This is a genomic window from Bacillus silvicola (assembly GCF_050524305.1).
Classification (GTDB): domain Bacteria; phylum Bacillota; class Bacilli; order Bacillales; family Bacillaceae_G; genus Bacillus_A; species Bacillus_A cereus_AT.
Genome location: NZ_JBNGVC010000013.1, coordinates 817,767 through 837,461, shown reverse-complemented (window position 1 = coordinate 837,461; position 19,695 = coordinate 817,767). Strand labels below are relative to the sequence as shown.

The following is a 19,695-nucleotide window of genomic DNA, read 5'->3' as shown; positions in this document are numbered from 1 at the left end:
AGATGGTTCGTTTGGGTAATAATCACAAATTTAAAATGTGGGATTGGGACGAAGGTTGTTTCTACGTCATTCCAAAAGAAAATATTGTAGAAGCGATACACTATGCTTGGAATTACGAATTTGACGTTTATGAGATAGAGTCAGGAGAGTTAATTTTCTCAGGACAAGAAGATGATGATTTCAACTCTGAGATGCTAGAGCCTTATGGGGTCCGACTTATTGAAGCTGAAACTTGTCGATGCTTACAGAATGTAAAAACAGGCGAAATTTATAAAGCAGACTGGCAGAAATAAAGATATTAAATTGCAACCAAAGCGTTATTTGAATAGAAAATGGCAGGTAATTGACTAAGTTACCTGCCGAGTGCCAAAAGATACGGAGGAACAAACTCCGATTTGAAAGAGTACCGCCGTGGGAAGTCGGCTTACGGGTAGTATGTACTATATAAAAAAGATTATACGAAAAGGGGAATGAGAGATGGACAAGCAAAAACGTATTGAAATCGTAAATTCACTTATTAAATATATTGCAAATAATGATAAAAATACATTCAATGGAAAAGGATTACTTCATTACAAAGATAAACCTGCTTATTTTATTCATGATGGTAAATCATTGCGGTTTGTTGATCACTATACGAATGTTGCTATGAATATGACAAGAAGTGACCATAAAACAAAAATACAAAAGATGCACTTTTCAAGCGGTGGCACAATGTGGGGATTGGTAAAAGATTTTACACACTTTATTTATGGAAATGATGATTCGAACGGATTAAACGGTTACGGCGGATTGTACTGTACTCATTGGGGATGGTCAGAAGAAGGAATGAAAAAGATGCGTGAATATGCAAGGGAAATCGGATATTTAAAATCTTAATAAAATAGTTATTTGGTGAAAGGGAGAATTAATATGTCATTAGTGGGGAATTTGAAAGAACTTCAGGAAAAGGCCATCGATGAAAAGGTATTGGAATTTGCGGAAGAAATGGAAATCGTAATAACTAAAAGTGCCGCAAGCGGATATTCAGGTCATAGATATAAAATCCATAATGATAATCCAAATCGGCATATGATGTGTTCGAAAATATTTATAGAAAAGTTACAAGAATTACTGGACGGTGTGAAGGTTGAATTTAAAGAAGAAGAAAAGAAGGGATTCTTTACAAACTCATCTTATTATGAACATTACATCCATTTTAGTTGGAAAGACTAATTTACTTATAAAATCCTTATTGTAAAGAAAAAGAGATAGGGTTCACACCCCCATCTCTTCCAACAAAGATAAGTGCAGTTTTGCTTCTTCACAATTTGGATTAATACAGTAATGAATAAACGAATGTTCATCGTGTTGTATGAGAGGTTGATCACAAGATACACATGTATATGGTGAGAGCATTTTAAATACCTCCTTACAAATTATGGATTAATTTTAACACAGTTTTAGTTGGTTGAGGAGTAAGACAAAATCGTTATTTGAATCGAAAAGGGGGATGAGAAATGGCTAAAATGATTTTATTTGAAATGAAATGTATAGATAGTGAATGTGGAAGAGTTAGTCTACAAGAATTGGATGGCGAAAGTGATAATGTATGTCCATATTGTGGTACGGATACAGACTACGCTCCTGGCAGAATTGAAGCTGTTGCGAAATACACACCACGTTCGGAAAGAAATTAAAACAAAAACGCTATTTTATTAGAAAAGGAGAATGAACAGTGAACCTAAAGGAGTACGTCGTTTATAAAGGTGAATCATTCGTATGTATTGGGACGATACAGGAATGCGCTCAACATATGGGCGTACTTCCTAAAACGGTACTATACTATGCAACTCCATCGTATAAGAAAAGAGCGGCTAAAAGGAAAAAGGCAAGAAACTACTTAACTGTTACGAGGCTTGAGGAGGATGAGGAATGACATATTTACAACAAATAAATATGATTGCAAATAAATTACCATTAGTAGTATTGCAAGATATTAATCAGCGTGTAGGCGATTGGCTTGCAACCGGTGGGAATGAAAACGATCCATATATAGAGCAACAGTTACGATTCGCAAAACATTTTTTTGAAAAATAATCCTTTGAATAGAAAGTGAGGTTAAGAGAAATGTCTAAATTAAAGAAAAAGAAAACTAGAAAAGCTATTGCTCGACGTGCGAAATCCTTTGAAAAAAATAGAGTTAAAAATGCCTGGAGAAACATTTTTGTACAAGCTGGTATTTTAAAGTGAAAAGAAACTGAATATAGTCCGGCTAGAAAACTAGAGGACACCAATTTTTAGAACAGTAATAGAGCTGTTTTAAGAAATGGTGTCCTCTTTATTTTTGAAAGGGGATGTGGGGAATGAAGGAATTAAAAGATCAATTACGTGAATGGAAAAAGCAATCAAAGCAAGCGAAAAAGAAAAACAAGAAAAACCGAAAAGAGAAATTAAGTACTCGTGATATTGAAGATTTAATGGGGATTCGTGGACCGCGTTATGAACGTAGACGTGGAGCACTAAGACAAAAGTAATTTGAAAATAAAAAGGAGTGGTCTTACATGACTAAACAATTATCTTTCTTACCAGAAATTAATAGAGCAGCGACACAAGAGGAATTAGAAGGCCTGTTGGAAAGTGTACGTATTTATAGACAATTTGGGATGATGCGTAAAGAAATGAAGGTCACTCCTTCTTATGAAATGAGAGAACATGGACCTACACATGCAGTTGGTAAGCCACTAGAAGATGTTGCTATGGCAAATATTCAACAAAGCAAAAGAGAAGAGTGGCTCGAAAGAATGTCAGTACGTATTGATCAATTTCTAAATCGATTAGGAAACACACGTGCAGGAAATATCCAAAGAGATATTATTTGTAAACGTTATTTAGAAGAAGAGGATGTATGTGATTACATGGTTTATAACGAAATTGGAATGTCAGAGCGTACTTATCGACGTTGGAAGTCTAAAGCGTTTTATAAACTTGCGTTTGCTCTTAATCTAGAAGTTTTCGAGAAGGAAGAAACGGGAGGTAATGCATAATGAACTTTGTTCAGCCGATACGTGATCCAGAACAAATACAGCAGTTAAAAGAGTATTTTAAGGAAAAGAGCTTACGTAATTACATTCTCTTCATTATGGGCATTAATACAGGTCTCAGAATCTCTGATATTTTGAAATTGAAAGTAGGGGATGTCAAAGGCAGTCATATCTCTATGAGGGAAAAGAAAACAGGGAAACAGAAACGAATACAAATTACTGCAGCACTGAAAAGAGAACTTAAATGGTTTATTGAAGAAAGAGAAGACAATGAGTATTTATTACAAAGTAGACAAGGAAAGAATCGTCCAATTGGTCGTAGCATGGCATATAAGATATTAAGTATAGCCGCATCAGAGTTTGGATTAGATGAAATAGGAACACATACTTTAAGAAAAACGTACGGGTATCATATGTACATGCAAACGAAAAACATAGCATTACTCATGGAGATATTCAATCACTCGTCAGAGAAGGTCACGTTACGTTATATAGGTGTAAACCAAGATGCAATGGATAAAGCAATGACTAGGTTTAAAATCTAATCATTGCTTTTTTCTTTTTTTATTTATACAGTTACTCATATTTTTTGTACTGTGTAACTCAAAAGAGAAAGTATTATGAATTCAATGATAGCAAGGGATTTCGCGACAGGGTCAGTTACACACAATATAAGATATGGGTAAGTCATACTATTAATCTAATAGAGCGATTTGTTAGAATTAAATAATAAGGAGGTGATGATATGAAGACGTATATTGTGAATAACTTGTTGGTAAAAGGATTAGATGAAGATATTCAATTTAATAGTGCTTATTTATATGTACATAAGGTAGGTTCGGTTAGTTGGAGTTTAGAGATTAAGGAAACTGAACAAAGCGAGTTTTTTGAAGATGCAGCATTAGCTAATGAACATTTAAGTATTACTTTCTCCGCTGAATATATGAAATCACTAAAAGGAAATGTAATGGTCAAAAGAGTAATCAATAATTTTGTTGAATTAAAAGGATCGGGGGAACTACTTGGTTTTAACGATTGATAAAAAGGTGGCAGAGTCGTGACCGTTTTTTGGCAGTATATGTGCCGGTTGTTTTGGAATTAACATGATATATTTGTATTGTGAGAAGTGGCGGAAAACACAACTCACTATGTCGTTTCTAAAATTCTAAACGGTTCGTAATGACGGCACATAAAATCCGAAACCAGCAGATGGTAATGATTGAATGATACCGTTATTAAGGAGAGCTTTTGCTCTTCTTTGAGCTAACAACATCCTAGGTAGACGGAATGAGAGGGACCTGATAAGTCCGGCAAAAGTTTCTGTCGTGGTTGTTAGCTGAGAGAAGAATAAAACTTCATTTACCGTATTTGAATTACAAAATAATAAGTATGATATAGCACCCATTCGGGTGCTTTTTATTTTGGATAAAGATAAGAGGTGAGGGGATGAAGATTGATATTGAAGTTTTGATAGAAGCTTTCTATAAGTTACATGAAGCGTGCGAATTAATAAAGCAGTGGATATCAGAATTCTGGGAGCAGTTGAAAGAAATAGCAGAAGGATATACACAGTGGATTAATTTAGAATATAAAGAAATAGAAATGCCACAGCAAATATATGAAACCTCAATTAAACATAGAATCATGAAATCGCAGGTATTGAACCGTAAACCTAGATTAATAAGAGCAAGGACAAATTGTTAATCTCTATTATATAAAAATTACATAGGTGGTGAATGACATGCGCCGATACAAAAAACGTATTGAATCATTAGAAGAACTTCATAAGGTTATGGAGGCATTGGATGTATTAGAGAAGACATATGTAATTACAAAGGAAATGGAACAGAAGACAACGGCAATTACTAAAGAAGAATATTCAGTAGTTAGTTGGCGTGTTGAAGAAGTAGATACATTTAAAGATTTTTGTGATGGTGAGGAAATAGTTAAACTTGTTTGTAACGATTGCGGAACATCGTTTACAGGGAAAAGAATTTTGGTAGAAGGAAAGGGTTGTATTCATTCTGTTACTCATAATACAACAATAGTTCCATTAGATAAGGAGAGTGAATGTAAATGATTACTGAAATCAGAAAAACAATATCAGGTACAGAGTATTGGGATAATGAAAAGAAGAAGAGTCTATTTGTTCCTACAGGTGAAGAACCAGGATTCGAAGTAACTATTAATCCTGAGAGTATGCTCATTGGTGTAGATATGGCAAATGGTTCCGACACAACAGTGGCTAGTGAAGTACCAGTACTAAGTAACAAGACTGTGAAAGAGTTACGTGAGTATGCTGATGAGTTAGGTATTGAGATTCCAGCTGATGTTAAAAAGAAAGAAGACATCATTGAATTACTATCATGAAATACTGTGACTTCAATGGATGCCGTAACAAGATAAGCAAGGGACGTTATTGTGAAGAACATAAGCGAGCTAAACCACCAAGGAAGAAGAAGGATAAGAAGAACATCTATCATCATGAGAACAAACCATTCTATCGTACTGATGCATGGAAGTATGTAAGGTCTCAAGTATACGAACGAGAGAAAGGATATTGTCAACGATGTAAGAAGTTCGTCTTTGGTCGAAGTGCTCATGTTCACCACATCATACCAATTAAACAAGATGAGACACTTAAATTAGAAATAAACAACTTAATGCTACTTTGTCCAAAATGTCATATCAAAGAAGAAAATGAAGATAAACCGAAAACAGTTTTTCCAAGTTATTTTGGATAAGCCCCCCTATCAAAAAATAAAATTTGTCCTCTGGGGAGGATAGGTAGCGTAGGGGGCACATCAATAGTTGCACCATTTTTTTAAAATGAAGGGGGGTGTGAAAATGGCTCGAATGTCAAAGAAGAAAAAGTTGGAAATGCTAGATGTAGCAAGGGATGAAGAACGAAATAGAATCATAAAATTATTGACTGATGAGGAGAATTTTACACCTTCACTGGAACCATTAATTGAAAATTATTTAGATGCTTTTATCATTTATAAAACTATGTTTGATGAATGGAAAGATGATGGTTTTGCAGCTACAAAAACGCATAAGAATAAGGCTGGAGCGACAAATGAAATGAAACATCCACTTGCTCAACAAGTTGAAACATGGAATGATAAAAAGAATAAAATGCTAGATGCTCTAGGAATGACGAATAAAGGTAAAAGTGTACAAAAAACGCCTAAAAGTGTAGAGAATAATCAATCTAGTGAACCAAAAGATGAATTAGCAGCTCATCGGAATAAATGGCGGAAATCTAAATGATTATTACATCAGGCGTTAACTATGCTGATAAGTATGCGAACAACGTCATGCGTAATAAAAAGAAATACCCGAAGTCGATCATTCTTGCAGTAGAGCGTTATAAGAAGTGGAAAAAACGTAAAGATGTTTGGTTTGATGTAGATAGGGCAAATGAAATGTTGGATTTTGTTCAGTCGTTCATCCGTCATGTTAAAGGCCCACTTGCAGGTCAATTGATGGAATTAGAGCTTTGGGAAATGTTTGTTTTTGCAAATATGTATGGTTGGTATCGTAAAAACGAAAAAGGAAAAACAGTCCGTGTTATTCGTGAATCATATGTTCAAGTACCAAAGAAGAACGGAAAAACAATTATCGCAGCAGGTGCATTGCTCTATGCTATGTATGGAGAGCTTGAACTTGGAGCAGATTGTTATTGTGCAGCATCAGATTATGAACAAGCACAAAATGCAGCCGAACCAATTGCACAAGCGATAGAAAACTCTGAGCCTTTGGCAAGTCCCACGCAAATTTATAAAGGTGTTAATGGTACAGTCAGTGGTGCAATGTATCGTTATAGTATTGATGGGATTGCGTATCAAAATAAATTCAAAGTGTTAACTAAAAATACTAAGGGTCTTGAAGGAAAGAACCCTTATTTTGTTTTGAATGACGAGCTCCATGCACAAGAAAATATGGACATGTATGACAACTTGAAGTCAGCGCAGATTTCTCGTGAACAACCAATGATGCTTAATATTTCAACGGCTGGTAAAGGCGCTTCATCTGTAGGTATGCGTGTTTATAAATATGCGAAACTTGTTCTTGAAAATGATGATGATGATTCTTTGTTTGTTGCAATTTGGGAACCAAATAAAAATTATGATTGGGAAGATCGTAAAGTTTGGGAAATGGTTAACCCGAATATTGGTGTTTCCGTTACAATGGAACAACTTGAGATTGAGTTCAAAAAGGCGAAACAGTCCGCACATTCAAAAGCTGAGTTCCTTTCCAAACACTTAAATGTTTTCGTAAATGGTGCGGATAATTATTTTGAGCACGATCAAGTACAGCATATTCTTGTGGAATATTTGGGTGATCTTACAGGTGAAACTTGTTATTTAGGATTAGACTTATCTAAAACAACAGATTTAACATGTGTAAGTTTAAACTTTCCTTCACATGATGACGAAGGAAAGTCAATTATAAAAGTGAAACAGATGTATTTCCTTCCTAATGAAAACATTGATTTTAAAGAAAAAGAGGATAATGTTCCATATACTGATATGGTTGAACGTGGTTTTGCTACGTTTTGTGATGGGAAGATGATTGACCAAGATCAAGTTATGGAATATATCGTTGAATGCATGGATTTATACGATGTGCAACAAATAAACTATGATCCAGCGATGTCTCAAAAGTTAATAGAGAAGCTTGAAAATCTCGGTTTAGAATGTATTGCAGTAAATCAGTATCCAAACGTTATGAACGCAATGCTTGATGATTCAGAGATACTAATTTATGAAAAACGTTTAATTACCGACAATCCTTTATTTGTTTATTGCGCTCTTAATGTTGTAGTAGTAACAAATATTAACGGAATGAAAGCCCCAAGTAAGCGACAGTCCAAAAAGAAGATTGATGGATTTGTTGCTTTTTTAGTTGCTCATAAAGAAACCATGATGATAATGGATGATGTGAGTGAAGAGGGCATGGATGAATTGATTGGTGAAATTTATAGATAGAAAGGCGGTGAGAAATTGGGTTTACGAGATCGGTTTTCAAATTATTTGTATCGAAAGTTAGAGAAGCGTGGTTTGTTTGATGACATTTTGGGTAATAGTATTCGTTATGGTGGTAGATATGTAAGCAGTGATAATATTTTAGAATCTAGCGATGTCTATGAGTTGCTACAAGATATAAGTAATCAAATGATGTTAGCTGAGATAGTTGTGGAAGATAAAGAAGGTAAAGAAATTAAAGATGATTTTGCTCTTAAAGTATTGAAGAATCCAAATAACTATCTTACACAATCGGAATTCATCAAGTTAATGACTAATATCTATTTGCTCCAGGGTGAAACTTTCCCGGTCTTGGATGGTGATCAATTACATTTAGCATCAAATGTTTATACGGAATTAGATGATAGATTGATAGAGCATTTTAAAGTTGGTGGAGAAGAAATTTCATCATTTATGATTCGTCATGTGAAAAACATTGGTGCAGATCACTTAAAAGGAAAAGGTATTCTTGATTTAGGAAAGGATACGCTTGAAGGTGTTATGTCAGCTGAGAAAACTTTAACGGATAAATATAAAAAAGGTGGGTTGTTAGCTTTTATGTTGAAGATGGATGCACATATTAATCCTAAGAATGGTGCACAATCTATGTTAATTAAAGCTATTTTAGATCAACTGGAATCAATTGATGAATCAAGGTCCGTGAAAATGATTCCTCTTGGTAAAGGGTATGAGATAGAAACGCTCAAAAGCCCACTAGACGATGAAAAGACCCTGGCATATCTAAATGTATATAAAAAGGATTTAGGTAAGTTCCTCGGAATCAATGTGGACACATACACAGCCTTAATCAAAGAAGACCTTGAAAAAGCGATGATGTATTTGCATAACAAAGCAGTTAGACCAATAATGAAAAATTTTGAAGACCATTTGAGTCTTCTTTTTTTTGACAAAAATTCGGGCAAGCGTATTAAATTCAAAATTAATATTCTTGATTTTGTTACTTATAGTACAAAAACAAATATCGGTTACAACATTGTTCGTACTGGTATTACTTCACCGGATAATGTTGCGGATATGCTTGGCTTCCCTAAACAAAATACACCTGAATCAAAAGCTATTTACATTTCAAATGATTTGACTGAAATAGGCAAGAAAAACGCAACAGATGATTCATTGAAGGGAGGTGATGGAAATGGCAAAGACAAAGGAAACACGGACATTTGACATTACCAAACTCAATACTAGGGATTCTACAGAAGAAAAGCCTTCTATGATAACCGGTTATGCAGCTGTGTTTAATTCAAAAACATCTATTGGTGGATGGTTTGATGAAGTTATTGAACCAGGGGCATTTGCTCGTTCGCTATCTGAAAATGCCGATATTAGAGCGTTATTTAATCATAATTGGGACAACGTTCTTGGTAGAACAAAAAGTGGTACTTTGCGATTAGAAGAGGATGAAAGAGGTTTAAAGTTCGAAATTGAATTACCTAATACCTCTACCGGTCGTGATCTAGTCGAGAGTATGGACAGAGGTGACATTAACCAATGTTCTTTTGGTTTTTGGATAACCGAAGAAACATGGGATTACAATGTTGAACCAGCATTAAGAACGATTAATGAAGTTGAACTTTATGAAATATCAGTAGTTTCTATACCAGCTTATGATGATACAGAAGTATCTTTAGTTCGTAGCAAAGAGATTGGTAAAGAAGTAGAACAACGAATGAAAATTATGAAACAAATAAATCAACTATTGGGGGAAAAATAAATGAACAAGCAATTATTATTAGCTTTACAGAAACGAAATAAAGAAAAACTTACAGAATTACGTACACAAGTTGAAAATCCTGAATTACGTGCTGAAGATTTAACAGCTATTCAAGAACAAATTGATGAGATTAATAAAGAATTACAAGATGTTGCTGATTCTTTAGCAAACCTTGATGATGAAGGAGCTGGCGACGAAGGCGATGGTGAAGGAACTGGTGAGGGTGACGAAGCTGAAACTGGTGATGAAGGTTCAGGCGAAGGTCGTTCTGGTAACCGAGGAGAAGGTGAACAACGTACTGGTCTAACTCCAGAGCAACGAAATGCAGCAATGACAGCTATTGCAACAGGTCTTTCTACTCGAGGCCATAAAACTACTAAAAACAAAGGGAAAGAAATTCGTTCGGCATTTGCTAACTTTGTAGTTGGTCGAATTAGTGAAGCTGAAGCCCGTTCACTTGGTATTGAAGCAGGTAATGGTTCAGTAACAATTCCAGAAGTTATTGCAAGTGAAATTATTACGTATGCTCAAGAAGAGAACTTATTACGTAAATATGGTACTCGTGTAAAGACCGCTGGTGATGTGAAGTATCCAGTACTTGTTAAGAAAGCAAATGCGAATGTACGTAAAAAAGAACGTGGAGATAGTGATGAAATCGTAGCAACAGATATTGAATTTGATGAAGTTTTACTTGATCCAGCTGAATTTGATGCACTTGCTACTGTAACTAAAAAGTTATTAAAAATGACAGGTGCTCCAATTGAGCAAATTGTGGTTGATGAACTTAAAAAAGCATATGTACGTAAAGAAATTAATTTCATGTTTAATGGTGATGATGTTGGAAACGAAAACCCTGGTGCATTAGCGAAGAAAGCAGTAGCATTTACACCTTCTGTACCTGTAGATTTAAAGGCAACTGATGCAGGTCAAAAAATGTATGATGCTTTAATTGAATTTAAAAACACACCAGTTACAGAAGTAATGAAAAAAGGGCGATTTATTATTAACCGCTCAGCATTAACAGCAATTGAAAAAATGAAAACTGCTGATGGATTCCCATTACTACGTCCAATGACACAAGCAGAGGGCGGTATTGGTAATACGCTTGTTGGCTATCCTGTGGAATTTACTGATGCAGCTGATGTAAAAGGAAAACCAGATGTTCCAGTTTTATATTTTGGTGATTTTTCAGCGTTCCATATTCAAGATGTTATTGGTGCAATGGAATTACAAAAACTAATTGAAAAATTTGCTGGTACAAACAAAGTTGGATTCCAAATCTATAACTTATTAGATGGTCAATTAATTTATTCACCATTTGAGCCAGCTGTTTATCGTTTTGAAGTAAAAGCTTCTACTGGAGCTTAATATGGATGAATTAATTGAGAAATTAAAATCTCATATTCATTGGGAAGAGGGTATGGATGAAACCATGCTCTCTTTTTACATTGAACAAGGTCAAAGATATGTAAAGAAATCATGTGGAAGAGAAGTAGAATACCTGGTTATTATGTGTGCAGGTATTTTTTATGAATATCGTGTAGCAGAAAAAGAATTAGGTCAGGCACTTGATGCAATGACACCTTTCTTTATCCAGGAGGTATACGATGCCGAAGAGACAGACAAATAAACTTAAATGGCTGGGAGATCTACTCAAATTAGGCGAGTCCATTGATCCAGAAACAGACCGTGTTGTTATGGGGTATCCATTTGAACGTAAAATTCGTTATAACAACATTGGAGTTACGGCTACTGACAGATTTACAACGAAAGATACGAATGAAATTGTAAAAAAAATTGAAGTTCGTATTGATCGGGATATTGAAAATAACCAAAAGGATTATCGTGTAAAAGTTGGTGGTCGTATTTACGATATTGAGCGTATTTATGTACGTGAAGATGACCGGATGATGGAGGTGTCACTGTCCTATGCAAATTAGCTTTGATCAGTTACGAACTCTTATGAAGAAATCTGGTATTCCAGTTTCTCGTGATAGTGCTCCTACTAATACAGATTATCCTTATATTGTGTATGAGTTTGTGAACGAACAACATAAACGAGCTTCTAATAGGGTCTTAAAAAGTATGCCTCTTTATCAGATTTCTGTTATTACAGATGGTACGGAAAAAGATTATGAACCATTAAAGACTGTTTTTAACGATGCAGGTATTTCTTATTCTCAATTTGATGGAATGGGTTATGACGAGAACGATGACACCATAACGCAGTTTATAACGTATGTGAGGTGTATCCAGTAATGGCATCAAATAATAATGGTTTTGCTGATGCTTTGGAAGATATTAATACGTTATTACGAGTAAATAAAAAGGTCGAACTAGATGTATTGGACGAAGCAGCAAAGTATTTTGCCGCAGAATTAAAAAAGCGTATCAAAATGTCGAATAAGAATAAACAAACACATTTGAAAAATAGCTTAAAAGTTGTTGTAAAGAATGATCGTGTATCTGTGGAATTTGAGGATGCAGCATGGTATTGGTACCTAGCTGAACATGGCCATAAAAAAGCAAATGGAAAAGGTCGTGTAAAAGGTCTTCATTTTTCTCAAAACACTTTTGATGCAGAAGGCGACAAAATCGCCGATATTATGGCACAAAAAATATTAGATAGAATGTGAGGAAGATAAATATGCCAACTGTAAATAAGGAGATTCAATATAGTGTAGGTGTGGAAGATTTATATCTATGCATGATGGAAGGAGATGAATCCACTGATTCACTTCCTACTTATGAAGAGGACATTTATAAACAAACAAATATTTCAGATTTAACGATTTCAACTACATCTACAAACTTTACAAAATGGGCGTCTAATAAAAAGATTATTAATATCGTAAAAAATACAGCGTTTGGATTAGCGTTTAACCTTGCTGGTCTAAACCGTGAAGTAAAAGATAAAATCTTTGCCAAAGAACGTAAAAAAGGTGTTTCTTTTGAAACAGCAAAAGCAAAAGAATATCCGAAGTTTGCAGTAGGGGTTGTATTCCCTTTAAATGATGGAACCAAGCTTGTTCGTTGGTACCCGAAATGTACAGTAGCACCTGTAGAAGAATCTTGGAAAACACAGAATGAAGAAATGACTGTGGATGACATTGCATACACAATTACAGCTGATCCATTACTATACAACGATGTTACACAAACTGAATTAGATACTGGTTCCGCAGATGCTAAAGGTATTAAAGTAGAGGACTTCTTAAAACAAGTTATTTGTGATGAGTCTCAATTGACGTCACTCGGAACAGTTACACCTTAATAATTAAGAACTAGGAGTGATAATATGGCACGTTTAAGTGATTTAGTTAACGTTGAAATAAATTTAAATAAAATTAAAATACAGGGAGTTGAGCTTCCTGTTATTTTTACATTTGAATCATTCCCTCATGTGGAAGAATCTTATGGGAAGCCGTATCATGAGTTTGAAAAAGACATGAATGCTATGTTGGCAAAAGGAGAATTCAGTTTAGGGGAAAACGAAGCAAAACTGATGCGCTCGTTGATTTATGCAATGGTACGCAGCGGTGGAACAGAGTGTACACCGACTGAAATTAAAAATGCCATTCCACTTTATGATGTACCTGCTATTTTCGAAGTGGTATTCGAAATTTTCCAAGGGCAAAACTTCCAACACTCTGATATGGAGAAGTTAAAACAAGAAAAAAAGTAAAGAACATACTGAATAAAAATGAAGAATCTCAGTCCGAATTGGATTGGGATTTTTATTTTTATGTCAGTAATACGTTGCTTGGTTATAGCATGGAAGACTTTTGGAAAATCACGCCTAATCATTTTTTAAAACAATACATTATGCATCTTAGGTACAACAATCCAGAGGCATTAAACGAAAAGAAACCAAAACAAATCTACACGCTAGATCAAACACCATTCTTTTAAGAAATGAGGTGAGAAAATGGCAGGGAATAATAAAGAAAGAAACGTCGTTCTTAATTTTAAAATGGATGGACAAGTTCAGTATGCGCAGACATTAAAGCAAATCAATATGGTTATGAACAACGCAGCGAAGGAATACAAGAATCATATTGCCGCTATGGGACAAGATGCGACTGCGACCGATAAATTAGCAGCTGAAAAGAAAAAGTTAGAAATTCAAATGGAAGCTGCAAAGAAGCGTACAGCTATGTTGCGTTCCGAATATCAAGCGATGTCTAAAGATACAAATACGACAGCGGAACAGCTTAATAAAATGTACGGTAAGTTACTAGATGCGGAACGTGCTGAAACTACTCTTAATGCTGCAATGAAAAGAGTGAATGAAGGTCTTTCAGAGCAAGCAACTGAAGCGAGAGAAGCACGTGGAACTTTACTTGATTTGCAGGAGAATTCTAAGAAATTAGAAGCTGAACAAAAACGTTTAACAAGTTCTTTTAAACTTCAAAATGCTGAATTAGGTCAAAATGCTAGTGAAGCAGATAAGTTGGAATTAGCGCAAAAACAGTTACGTCAGCAAATGGAAATGACGGATAGAGTCGTCCATAATTTAGAACAACAATTAAGTGCAGCAAAGCGTGTGTATGGTGAGAATTCTACAGAAGTGCAACAGCTTGAAACGAAATTAAACCAAGCTAAAACTACCTTGAAACAATTTGAGAATTCATTGCATAGTGTTGGCCAAAGTGGAGATCAAGCCGCAGCAGGTATGGAACAGTTAGGTAAGAAGTTAGATTTACACAATATGATGGAAGCTACCCAAATGCTAGAAGGAATGTCTCAACAATTAATTGAACTTGGTAAAGCAACTGTGGGTATAGCAATAGACTTTGATGCTTCTCAACGAAAGATTCAAGCTTCTTTAGGTTTAACCGGAAAAGGTGCAGAAAATCTTCAAAAGATAGCTGTAGATACTTGGAAAAAGGGTTTTGGTGAAAATCTTGAAGAGGTAGATAATGCACTGATAAAAGTCTATCAAAATATGCGTGATGTTCCACATGAAGAATTACAAGGTGCTTCTGAGAATGTTTTAACTCTTGCAAAGCTCTATGATGTGGACTTAAACGAAGCTACACGTGGTGCAGGACAATTAATGTCACAGTTCGGCTTATCTACACAGGAAACATTTGACTTACTTGCTGCAGGTGCTCAAGAAGGCCTAAATTATTCTGATGAGTTGTTTGATAACCTTTCTGAATATGCGCCTTTATTCAAGCAAGGTGGTTTTAGTGCTCAAGAGATGTTTACAATCTTAGCAAATGGGACTAAAAATGGATCGTAAATAATAATTGCGCCACATATCAGCGATGGTATGTTGGAAACCCTGAATATGCTGGAAACTCCTTAGAGCCTTTAGTACGAGCGAATGCCGTGACAATCTAAAGGATTGGACAATCAGCAGGGATAGCCGAAAGGAAGCCCTCAACGACTACCAAGGGGCAACTCATTGAGTTGGTGGTATAGTCTACTCCCTATTAAATACTGCGAAAGCAGGGGTATAAAGGATAATTTAGATTACATAAATGACCTTGTGAAAGAATTTGGTATTCGTGTACAGGACGGATCAAAGGGTGTTTCTGATGGATTTGGTGATTTATCAGAAGAGACACAAAAGGTATGGGAATCATTCAATGAAGGAAAGGGAACCGCAGCTGATGTATTTAACGCTGTATTAGGTGACCTTCAAAAGATGGATGACAAAGTAAAGGCAAACCAGATTGGTGTTGCTCTTTTTGGCGTGAAATGGGAAGACATGGGCGCTGATGCGGTTCTAAGCTTAAATGATGTGAATGGTGGTCTGGGCGATGTAAACGGCCGTATGGATGAAATGAAAAAGCTCCAAGAAGAATCACTTGGCCAACAGTTTCAAAAGGCATTAAGAGAAACACAAGCAGCTTTAGAACCAGTTGGAAAGAAACTCGCTGAGTTAGCACAAACTATTTTACCTCCGTTAGTTGAAGGAATTAAATCAGTAATTGATTGGTTTACAAAATTACCTGATCCGGTTCAAAATTTTGTTTATATTTTCGCTGGATTAGTTGCTGTGGTCGGTACTTTGGCCCCAATCATTGCCGTTGTTGTAGCATCGGTTGGTGTATTAGGTACAACACTTGGAGTAGTTATTGGTTTTATTGCTGGTCTTGCCGCGGTGATAGCAGGCGCTATTTGGGCGATACAGAATTGGGGTGCCATAACCGACTGGCTTTCTGAAAAGTGGACCCAATTTAAAGATTGGTTCGGTGAATTATGGTCTAGTTTAGTTCAGGTATGTAGTGATGGGTGGTCCTCCACAGTTGATTATTTTTCAAATGCCTGGTCTTCATTCTTGGATATGGCACATAGTTATCTAGATCCATTGATTCAATTTTTTTCAGATTTATGGTCAAATATTGTTGAAACATCATCAAGTTGGTTATCTTCGCTTGTTGAAACAGTAACAGGATGGTGGTCTTCACTTGTAGATAGTACATCAGAGTGGTTATCTTCCTTAGTAGAAACTGCAGCTTCATGGTGGTCTTCACTTGTTGATACTGCATCGCAATTCTTTACTCAGCTGATACAAAAATGGGAAGAAACCTGGAATTCCATACTTACATTTTTAGATCCAATTATTTCATTAATTTCTGCGGTTCTTGAAGCAGGGTGGCTATTAATACAGGCAGGTGCACAAATTGCTTGGGCTGCTATATCTCAATATATTATCCAACCGATACAACAAGCATATGAGTGGGTAAGTAAACAGATTGGCGAGTTAGTTACCTGGCTTAGTACACAGTGGGAAATAGCGAAGGCTGCAGCACAAATTGGATGGGGTTTATTGAAACAATATATTATTCAGCCAGTCCAGGAAACTTGGAATTTAGTCAAAGAAAAATTTGGAGATTTAGTTTCATGGTTAAATTCACAATGGGAATTAGCGAAATCTTATACGTTAGCGGGTTGGAATTTAATAAAACAGTATGTTATCCAACCAGTTCAAGAATTGTGGAATACAACGAAGCAAAAACTAGCAGATTTAGCAAATTGGATAAATACAAACTGGGAAAAAATCAAATCATATACACTTTCAGCGTGGAATGCGGTGAAAAAATATGTGATTGACCCAGTTACAGAAGCTTATAATTCTGCAAAACAAAAATTTACTGATTTATATAACTCAGCTAAAGAAAAATTTGATTCCGTGAAAAACGCAGCACAAGAAAAATTTGAAGCAGCGAAGCGATTTATTATTGATCCAATAAAAGATGCAGTTGATAAGGTGAAGGGATTAATTGATAAAATCAAAGGATTCTTTGATGGTTTGAAATTAAAAATCCCAACGCCTGAAATGCCTAAGCTTCCACACTTTAGTCTGCAGACTAGTCACAAAAATATTTTGGGAAAAGATATTGAATATCCATCTGGATTTGGAGTAGAATGGCGTGCTAAAGGTGGTATTTTTACACGTCCCACTATTTTTGGAATGAATAATGGGAGTTATCAAGGTGCTGGAGAAGCTGGACCAGAAGGTGTTTTACCTCTGAATGATAAAACACTTGGTGCAATTGGAAAAGGAATAGCATCTACGATGCCACAGCAAAGTAATGACCGCCCAATTATCTTGCAAGTTGATGGAAGAACATTTGCTCAAATCACCGGTGATTATACAGGTCACGAAGGTGGAGTAAGAATTAGAAAGATTGAAAGGGGGCTGGCATAATGTATGGCATTAAATTTAATGGAAAACATTCATATATTGATATGGGATACACTATGCCAGCTGATGGCAGAGAGATTGGTTTTCCAAGTAAAGAAAAGATTGTAGTTAAAGTGCCTTTTAGCAATGTGGAATATGATTTTAGTGAAGTATACGGTTCACAAACATACACTTCAAGACCTTTAAAATATGACTTTAATGTTTTAAAGCGAGGTAATTGGACACCACATGCATTACATATGGAAAAGACTAAGTTAATTAATTGGCTTATGAACAGTAAAGGTAGACAAAAGCTATACGATGATGATATCCCTGGATATTATTTTTTAGCTGAGATAGAGAGCGAATCAAGTTTTGAAGATGATTTTGAAACTGGAACCCTCAGTGTAACTTTTAGAGCATATCCTTTTATGATTGCCGAATTGTATGAAGGTAATGATATATGGGATACGTTTAATTTTGATTTAGATGTGGCTCAAACAACAAAATTCACTGTGAACGGCTCATTAAAAGTTATTCTATTGAATGTAGGGGCTTCTGATGTGGTACCTGAGATTATAACATCTAATCAAATGAGAATTAGTAAGACTGGAGTTAGTTATACAGTACCAGCTGGTATTACAAAAGATAAAGGTTTTGTACTTAAATCAGGAGAAAATCCAATTGAAATTACTGGTAGTGGTACAATCTCATTCCGTTTCTATAAGGAGTTGATTTAAGTGTATGAAGTAATAATTATTAATGATGGTGTTAAAACAATTGTTCATAGTCCGAGTGTGAATGAGCTTAAATTACCATCAGGAGTAATAAAAAAAGGTATTAATTTGATAGATTCATTTAATTTTAGCTTCTATATGAATAACCCGGGATTCCATAAGATAAAGCCGTTAAAAACACTGATAAATGTGTTAAATACAAAGACAGGTAAGTATGAATTTGAAGGTCGAGTATTAGGACCGAGTAAAGATATGGACAATTCAGGGCTTCATAGTGACTCGTATGAGTGTGAAGGGGAGCTTGGATACTTACATGACTCTGTCCAACGACATTTAGAGTTTAGGGGTACACCAAAGGAGCTTTTCATAAAGATTCTTGATCACCATAACAAACAAGTAGAAGAGTATAAAAGGTTTAAAGTTGGTAATGTAACGGTCACTAATTCTACAAATAACCTTTATCTTTATTTATCAGCTGAGAAAGATACGTTTGAAACAATTAAAGAAAAATTAATAGATAAACTAGGTGGCGAACTCCAAATACGAAAAGTGAACGGTGTTCGTTTTTTAGATTACTTAGAACGTATTGGTGAAGATAAAAAGACTGAAATTAAGATTGCGAAAAATTTAATTAGTATGTCTTGCGACATAGATCCTACTGAGATTATTACCCGTTTAACACCTTTAGGGGCAAGAATTGAGTCGAAAGAAGAAGGGGTAACAGATGCATCAGAAGCACGATTAACCATTGAATCAATAAATCAGGGTATACCTTACATTGATGATGTGGAGGGTATAAAAGAATTTGGAATCCAAGGAGCTTCTATTACATGGGATGATGTAACACTTGTTGATAATTTACTTTCTAAAGGAAAGGATTGGCTTAGAAATCAAAAAACAATTTTGATTCAATATAAGATAAGTGCGGTCGATTTATACTTGATTGGATTAGATATTGATTCTTTTGAGGTAGGGAATTATCACCCAGTAATAAATCCAGTAATGGGGATAAGTGAATCTCTTAGAATTGTTGGTAAATCTTTAGATATTAATAGTCCACAAGGTGCTAGTTTGACAATTGGAGATGAATTGAAAACACTGTATCAATATCAAAGTGATTTGAAAAAATCCTCTCAAGAAATTATAAATCTACAGTACACCGTCTCTGGACAAGTAACAAAAATCAATTCATTATCAACGAATCTTACTGAAGCGAAAAATGAGCTTGAAATTCTAAAAGAAGCTATTGGGAATGCCGATTTAAAAGAGATTTTTAATTTGATATCTGGTTTAGGAGACAAATTAGAACAGATTGAAGGAGAAATACAAGGTTTACCTACTACAGAAGTAATTGGGGAAATTCAAAGTGATGTTCAAACAAACACTAAGAATATTACAGTTGTTGATAAAAAAGTGACTTCGTTTGAAAAAACAATCGAAACAATTAGTAAAACAATTGAGACGGTACAATCAAATCTAAAAGCAATAGATAAACGTGTAACTGTATTAGAAGAGACAGGAGGTGTATGAT

Annotated in this window: 28 protein-coding genes and 2 pseudogenes; all 30 read left to right on the top strand. The window is 35.2% G+C overall.

The window, feature by feature from the left end; genetic code table 11:
• Nucleotides 1–2 precede the first annotated feature (2 nt).
• The 30 genes and pseudogenes from ACP6L7_RS26395 (at nt 3) to ACP6L7_RS26250 (ending at nt 19,694) form a co-directional block, all read left to right on the top strand.
• On the top strand, nt 3–293 hold the full coding sequence (locus ACP6L7_RS26395) for a hypothetical protein (protein WP_430529522.1): 291 nt from the start codon (nt 3–5) through the stop codon (nt 291–293).
• 184 nt (nt 294–477) lie between these two features.
• A complete protein-coding gene (locus ACP6L7_RS26390; RefSeq protein ID WP_430529521.1) occupies nt 478–879 on the top strand; it encodes a hypothetical protein in 402 nt (133 codons plus the stop codon).
• A 33-nt stretch (nt 880–912) separates the two neighbouring features.
• Nucleotides 913–1,215, top strand: coding sequence for a hypothetical protein (locus ACP6L7_RS26385; protein ID WP_430529520.1), 303 nt, complete (start codon nt 913–915; stop codon nt 1,213–1,215).
• 284 nt (nt 1,216–1,499) lie between these two features.
• Nucleotides 1,500–1,679, top strand: coding sequence for a hypothetical protein (locus ACP6L7_RS26380; protein ID WP_430529519.1), 180 nt, complete (start codon nt 1,500–1,502; stop codon nt 1,677–1,679).
• Nucleotides 1,680–1,717: 38 nt separating this feature from the next.
• Nucleotides 1,718–1,918 carry a hypothetical protein gene (locus ACP6L7_RS26375; protein WP_430529518.1) on the top strand — a complete coding sequence of 67 codons (201 nt, stop codon included), beginning with the start codon at nt 1,718–1,720 and terminating at the stop codon, nt 1,916–1,918.
• Nucleotides 1,915–2,079, top strand: a complete 165-nt coding sequence (locus ACP6L7_RS26370; RefSeq protein ID WP_430529517.1) for a DUF6877 family protein — start codon at nt 1,915–1,917, stop codon at nt 2,077–2,079. Before ACP6L7_RS26375 ends, ACP6L7_RS26370 begins: the two co-directional genes overlap by 4 nt.
• Before the next feature lie 30 nt (nt 2,080–2,109).
• A complete protein-coding gene (locus ACP6L7_RS26365; protein ID WP_430529516.1) occupies nt 2,110–2,232 on the top strand; it encodes a DUF3983 domain-containing protein in 123 nt (40 codons plus the stop codon).
• Nucleotides 2,233–2,345: 113 nt separating this feature from the next.
• Entirely contained in the window at nt 2,346–2,516 is a 171-nt protein-coding gene (locus tag ACP6L7_RS26360; RefSeq protein WP_430529515.1) for a hypothetical protein, read from the top strand.
• A 27-nt stretch (nt 2,517–2,543) separates the two neighbouring features.
• On the top strand, nt 2,544–3,026 hold the full coding sequence (locus ACP6L7_RS26355; protein ID WP_430529514.1) for an ArpU family phage packaging/lysis transcriptional regulator: 483 nt from the start codon (nt 2,544–2,546) through the stop codon (nt 3,024–3,026).
• Nucleotides 3,026–3,568: a site-specific integrase gene (locus tag ACP6L7_RS26350; RefSeq protein WP_430529513.1), complete on the top strand. Its 543-nt coding sequence runs from the start codon at nt 3,026–3,028 to the stop codon at nt 3,566–3,568. Before ACP6L7_RS26355 ends, ACP6L7_RS26350 begins: the two co-directional genes overlap by 1 nt.
• Nucleotides 3,569–3,768: 200 nt before the next feature.
• On the top strand, nt 3,769–4,062 hold the full coding sequence (locus ACP6L7_RS26345) for a hypothetical protein (RefSeq protein ID WP_430529512.1): 294 nt from the start codon (nt 3,769–3,771) through the stop codon (nt 4,060–4,062).
• A gap of 407 nt (nt 4,063–4,469) precedes the next feature.
• Nucleotides 4,470–4,727 carry a hypothetical protein gene (locus ACP6L7_RS26340; protein WP_430529511.1) on the top strand — a complete coding sequence of 86 codons (258 nt, stop codon included), beginning with the start codon at nt 4,470–4,472 and terminating at the stop codon, nt 4,725–4,727.
• Between the two features lie 37 nt (nt 4,728–4,764).
• Nucleotides 4,765–5,103 (top strand): hypothetical protein, encoded by a 339-nt coding sequence (locus ACP6L7_RS26335; RefSeq protein WP_430529510.1) that lies wholly within the window; start codon nt 4,765–4,767, stop codon nt 5,101–5,103.
• The gene (locus ACP6L7_RS26330) at nt 5,100–5,393 is read left to right on the top strand and encodes a Rho termination factor N-terminal domain-containing protein (protein ID WP_430529509.1); all 294 of its coding nucleotides are present in this window, start codon (nt 5,100–5,102) and stop codon (nt 5,391–5,393) included. The genes ACP6L7_RS26335 and ACP6L7_RS26330 overlap by 4 nt, the downstream gene beginning before the upstream one ends.
• Entirely contained in the window at nt 5,390–5,767 is a 378-nt protein-coding gene (locus ACP6L7_RS26325) for an HNH endonuclease (protein ID WP_430529508.1), read from the top strand. The genes ACP6L7_RS26330 and ACP6L7_RS26325 overlap by 4 nt, the downstream gene beginning before the upstream one ends.
• A 103-nt stretch (nt 5,768–5,870) precedes the next feature.
• Nucleotides 5,871–6,296 (top strand): P27 family phage terminase small subunit, encoded by a 426-nt coding sequence (locus ACP6L7_RS26320; RefSeq protein WP_430529507.1) that lies wholly within the window; start codon nt 5,871–5,873, stop codon nt 6,294–6,296.
• Nucleotides 6,293–8,017, top strand: a complete 1,725-nt coding sequence (locus ACP6L7_RS26315) for a terminase large subunit (RefSeq protein WP_430529506.1) — start codon at nt 6,293–6,295, stop codon at nt 8,015–8,017. Before ACP6L7_RS26320 ends, ACP6L7_RS26315 begins: the two co-directional genes overlap by 4 nt.
• Nucleotides 8,018–8,032: 15 nt before the next feature.
• On the top strand, nt 8,033–9,238 hold the full coding sequence (locus tag ACP6L7_RS26310; protein WP_430529505.1) for a phage portal protein: 1,206 nt from the start codon (nt 8,033–8,035) through the stop codon (nt 9,236–9,238).
• Nucleotides 9,207–9,785, top strand: a complete 579-nt coding sequence (locus tag ACP6L7_RS26305) for an HK97 family phage prohead protease (protein WP_430529504.1) — start codon at nt 9,207–9,209, stop codon at nt 9,783–9,785. The genes ACP6L7_RS26310 and ACP6L7_RS26305 overlap by 32 nt, the downstream gene beginning before the upstream one ends.
• Nucleotides 9,786–11,153 carry a phage major capsid protein gene (locus tag ACP6L7_RS26300; protein WP_430529503.1) on the top strand — a complete coding sequence of 456 codons (1,368 nt, stop codon included), beginning with the start codon at nt 9,786–9,788 and terminating at the stop codon, nt 11,151–11,153. It begins immediately after the preceding gene.
• Between the two features lies 1 nt (nt 11,154).
• Complete coding sequence (locus tag ACP6L7_RS26295) at nt 11,155–11,415, top strand: head-tail connector protein (RefSeq protein WP_430529502.1); 261 nt, start codon at nt 11,155–11,157, stop codon at nt 11,413–11,415.
• Nucleotides 11,393–11,725: a hypothetical protein gene (locus tag ACP6L7_RS26290; RefSeq protein ID WP_430529501.1), complete on the top strand. Its 333-nt coding sequence runs from the start codon at nt 11,393–11,395 to the stop codon at nt 11,723–11,725. The genes ACP6L7_RS26295 and ACP6L7_RS26290 overlap by 23 nt, the downstream gene beginning before the upstream one ends.
• On the top strand, nt 11,715–12,044 hold the full coding sequence (locus ACP6L7_RS26285; RefSeq protein ID WP_430529500.1) for a hypothetical protein: 330 nt from the start codon (nt 11,715–11,717) through the stop codon (nt 12,042–12,044). Before ACP6L7_RS26290 ends, ACP6L7_RS26285 begins: the two co-directional genes overlap by 11 nt.
• Nucleotides 12,044–12,421 carry an HK97 gp10 family phage protein gene (locus tag ACP6L7_RS26280; protein ID WP_430529499.1) on the top strand — a complete coding sequence of 126 codons (378 nt, stop codon included), beginning with the start codon at nt 12,044–12,046 and terminating at the stop codon, nt 12,419–12,421. Before ACP6L7_RS26285 ends, ACP6L7_RS26280 begins: the two co-directional genes overlap by 1 nt.
• An 11-nt stretch (nt 12,422–12,432) precedes the next feature.
• The gene (locus tag ACP6L7_RS26275; protein WP_430529498.1) at nt 12,433–13,059 is read left to right on the top strand and encodes a major tail protein; all 627 of its coding nucleotides are present in this window, start codon (nt 12,433–12,435) and stop codon (nt 13,057–13,059) included.
• 24 nt (nt 13,060–13,083) lie between these two features.
• A complete protein-coding gene (locus tag ACP6L7_RS26270; protein ID WP_430529497.1) occupies nt 13,084–13,470 on the top strand; it encodes a hypothetical protein in 387 nt (128 codons plus the stop codon).
• Nucleotides 13,471–13,713: 243 nt separating this feature from the next.
• A pseudogene (locus ACP6L7_RS26265) lies at nt 13,714–15,030 on the top strand (phage tail tape measure protein); the annotation flags it as partial.
• Nucleotides 15,031–15,258: 228 nt separating this feature from the next.
• Nucleotides 15,259–17,451: pseudogene (locus tag ACP6L7_RS26260) on the top strand (phage tail tape measure protein); the annotation flags it as partial.
• Entirely contained in the window at nt 17,451–18,167 is a 717-nt protein-coding gene (locus ACP6L7_RS26255; RefSeq protein ID WP_430529496.1) for a phage tail protein, read from the top strand. The pseudogene ACP6L7_RS26260 and the gene ACP6L7_RS26255, both read left to right, overlap by 1 nt.
• Nucleotides 18,168–19,694 carry a phage tail spike protein gene (locus tag ACP6L7_RS26250; RefSeq protein ID WP_430529495.1) on the top strand — a complete coding sequence of 509 codons (1,527 nt, stop codon included), beginning with the start codon at nt 18,168–18,170 and terminating at the stop codon, nt 19,692–19,694. It begins immediately after the preceding gene.
• Nucleotide 19,695: the final 1 nt, after the last annotated feature.

Bases quoted from the DNA above. Each gene is read 5' to 3' on its own strand.
- ACP6L7_RS26315 (WP_430529506.1), top strand. From the start codon at position 6,293: ATGATTATTACATCAGGCGTTAACTATGCTGATAAGTATGCGAACAAC.
- ACP6L7_RS26380 (WP_430529519.1), top strand. From the start codon at position 1,500: ATGGCTAAAATGATTTTATTTGAAATGAAATGTATAGATAGTGAATGT.
- ACP6L7_RS26390 (WP_430529521.1), top strand. From the start codon at position 478: ATGGACAAGCAAAAACGTATTGAAATCGTAAATTCACTTATTAAATAT.
- ACP6L7_RS26350 (WP_430529513.1), top strand. From the start codon at position 3,026: ATGAACTTTGTTCAGCCGATACGTGATCCAGAACAAATACAGCAGTTA.
- ACP6L7_RS26355 (WP_430529514.1), top strand. From the start codon at position 2,544: ATGACTAAACAATTATCTTTCTTACCAGAAATTAATAGAGCAGCGACA.
- ACP6L7_RS26325 (WP_430529508.1), top strand. From the start codon at position 5,390: ATGAAATACTGTGACTTCAATGGATGCCGTAACAAGATAAGCAAGGGA.
- ACP6L7_RS26280 (WP_430529499.1), top strand. From the start codon at position 12,044: ATGGCATCAAATAATAATGGTTTTGCTGATGCTTTGGAAGATATTAAT.
- ACP6L7_RS26295 (WP_430529502.1), top strand. From the start codon at position 11,155: ATGGATGAATTAATTGAGAAATTAAAATCTCATATTCATTGGGAAGAG.
- ACP6L7_RS26305 (WP_430529504.1), top strand. From the start codon at position 9,207: ATGGCAAAGACAAAGGAAACACGGACATTTGACATTACCAAACTCAAT.
- ACP6L7_RS26300 (WP_430529503.1), top strand. From the start codon at position 9,786: ATGAACAAGCAATTATTATTAGCTTTACAGAAACGAAATAAAGAAAAA.
- ACP6L7_RS26370 (WP_430529517.1), top strand. From the start codon at position 1,915: ATGACATATTTACAACAAATAAATATGATTGCAAATAAATTACCATTA.
- ACP6L7_RS26270 (WP_430529497.1), top strand. From the start codon at position 13,084: ATGGCACGTTTAAGTGATTTAGTTAACGTTGAAATAAATTTAAATAAA.
- ACP6L7_RS26255 (WP_430529496.1), top strand. From the start codon at position 17,451: ATGTATGGCATTAAATTTAATGGAAAACATTCATATATTGATATGGGA.
- ACP6L7_RS26395 (WP_430529522.1), top strand. From the start codon at position 3: ATGGTTCGTTTGGGTAATAATCACAAATTTAAAATGTGGGATTGGGAC.
- ACP6L7_RS26320 (WP_430529507.1), top strand. From the start codon at position 5,871: ATGGCTCGAATGTCAAAGAAGAAAAAGTTGGAAATGCTAGATGTAGCA.
- ACP6L7_RS26345 (WP_430529512.1), top strand. From the start codon at position 3,769: ATGAAGACGTATATTGTGAATAACTTGTTGGTAAAAGGATTAGATGAA.
- ACP6L7_RS26275 (WP_430529498.1), top strand. From the start codon at position 12,433: ATGCCAACTGTAAATAAGGAGATTCAATATAGTGTAGGTGTGGAAGAT.
- ACP6L7_RS26360 (WP_430529515.1), top strand. From the start codon at position 2,346: ATGAAGGAATTAAAAGATCAATTACGTGAATGGAAAAAGCAATCAAAG.
- ACP6L7_RS26365 (WP_430529516.1), top strand. From the start codon at position 2,110: ATGTCTAAATTAAAGAAAAAGAAAACTAGAAAAGCTATTGCTCGACGT.
- ACP6L7_RS26385 (WP_430529520.1), top strand. From the start codon at position 913: ATGTCATTAGTGGGGAATTTGAAAGAACTTCAGGAAAAGGCCATCGAT.
- ACP6L7_RS26285 (WP_430529500.1), top strand. From the start codon at position 11,715: ATGCAAATTAGCTTTGATCAGTTACGAACTCTTATGAAGAAATCTGGT.
- ACP6L7_RS26340 (WP_430529511.1), top strand. From the start codon at position 4,470: ATGAAGATTGATATTGAAGTTTTGATAGAAGCTTTCTATAAGTTACAT.
- ACP6L7_RS26335 (WP_430529510.1), top strand. From the start codon at position 4,765: ATGCGCCGATACAAAAAACGTATTGAATCATTAGAAGAACTTCATAAG.
- ACP6L7_RS26330 (WP_430529509.1), top strand. From the start codon at position 5,100: ATGATTACTGAAATCAGAAAAACAATATCAGGTACAGAGTATTGGGAT.
- ACP6L7_RS26290 (WP_430529501.1), top strand. From the start codon at position 11,393: ATGCCGAAGAGACAGACAAATAAACTTAAATGGCTGGGAGATCTACTC.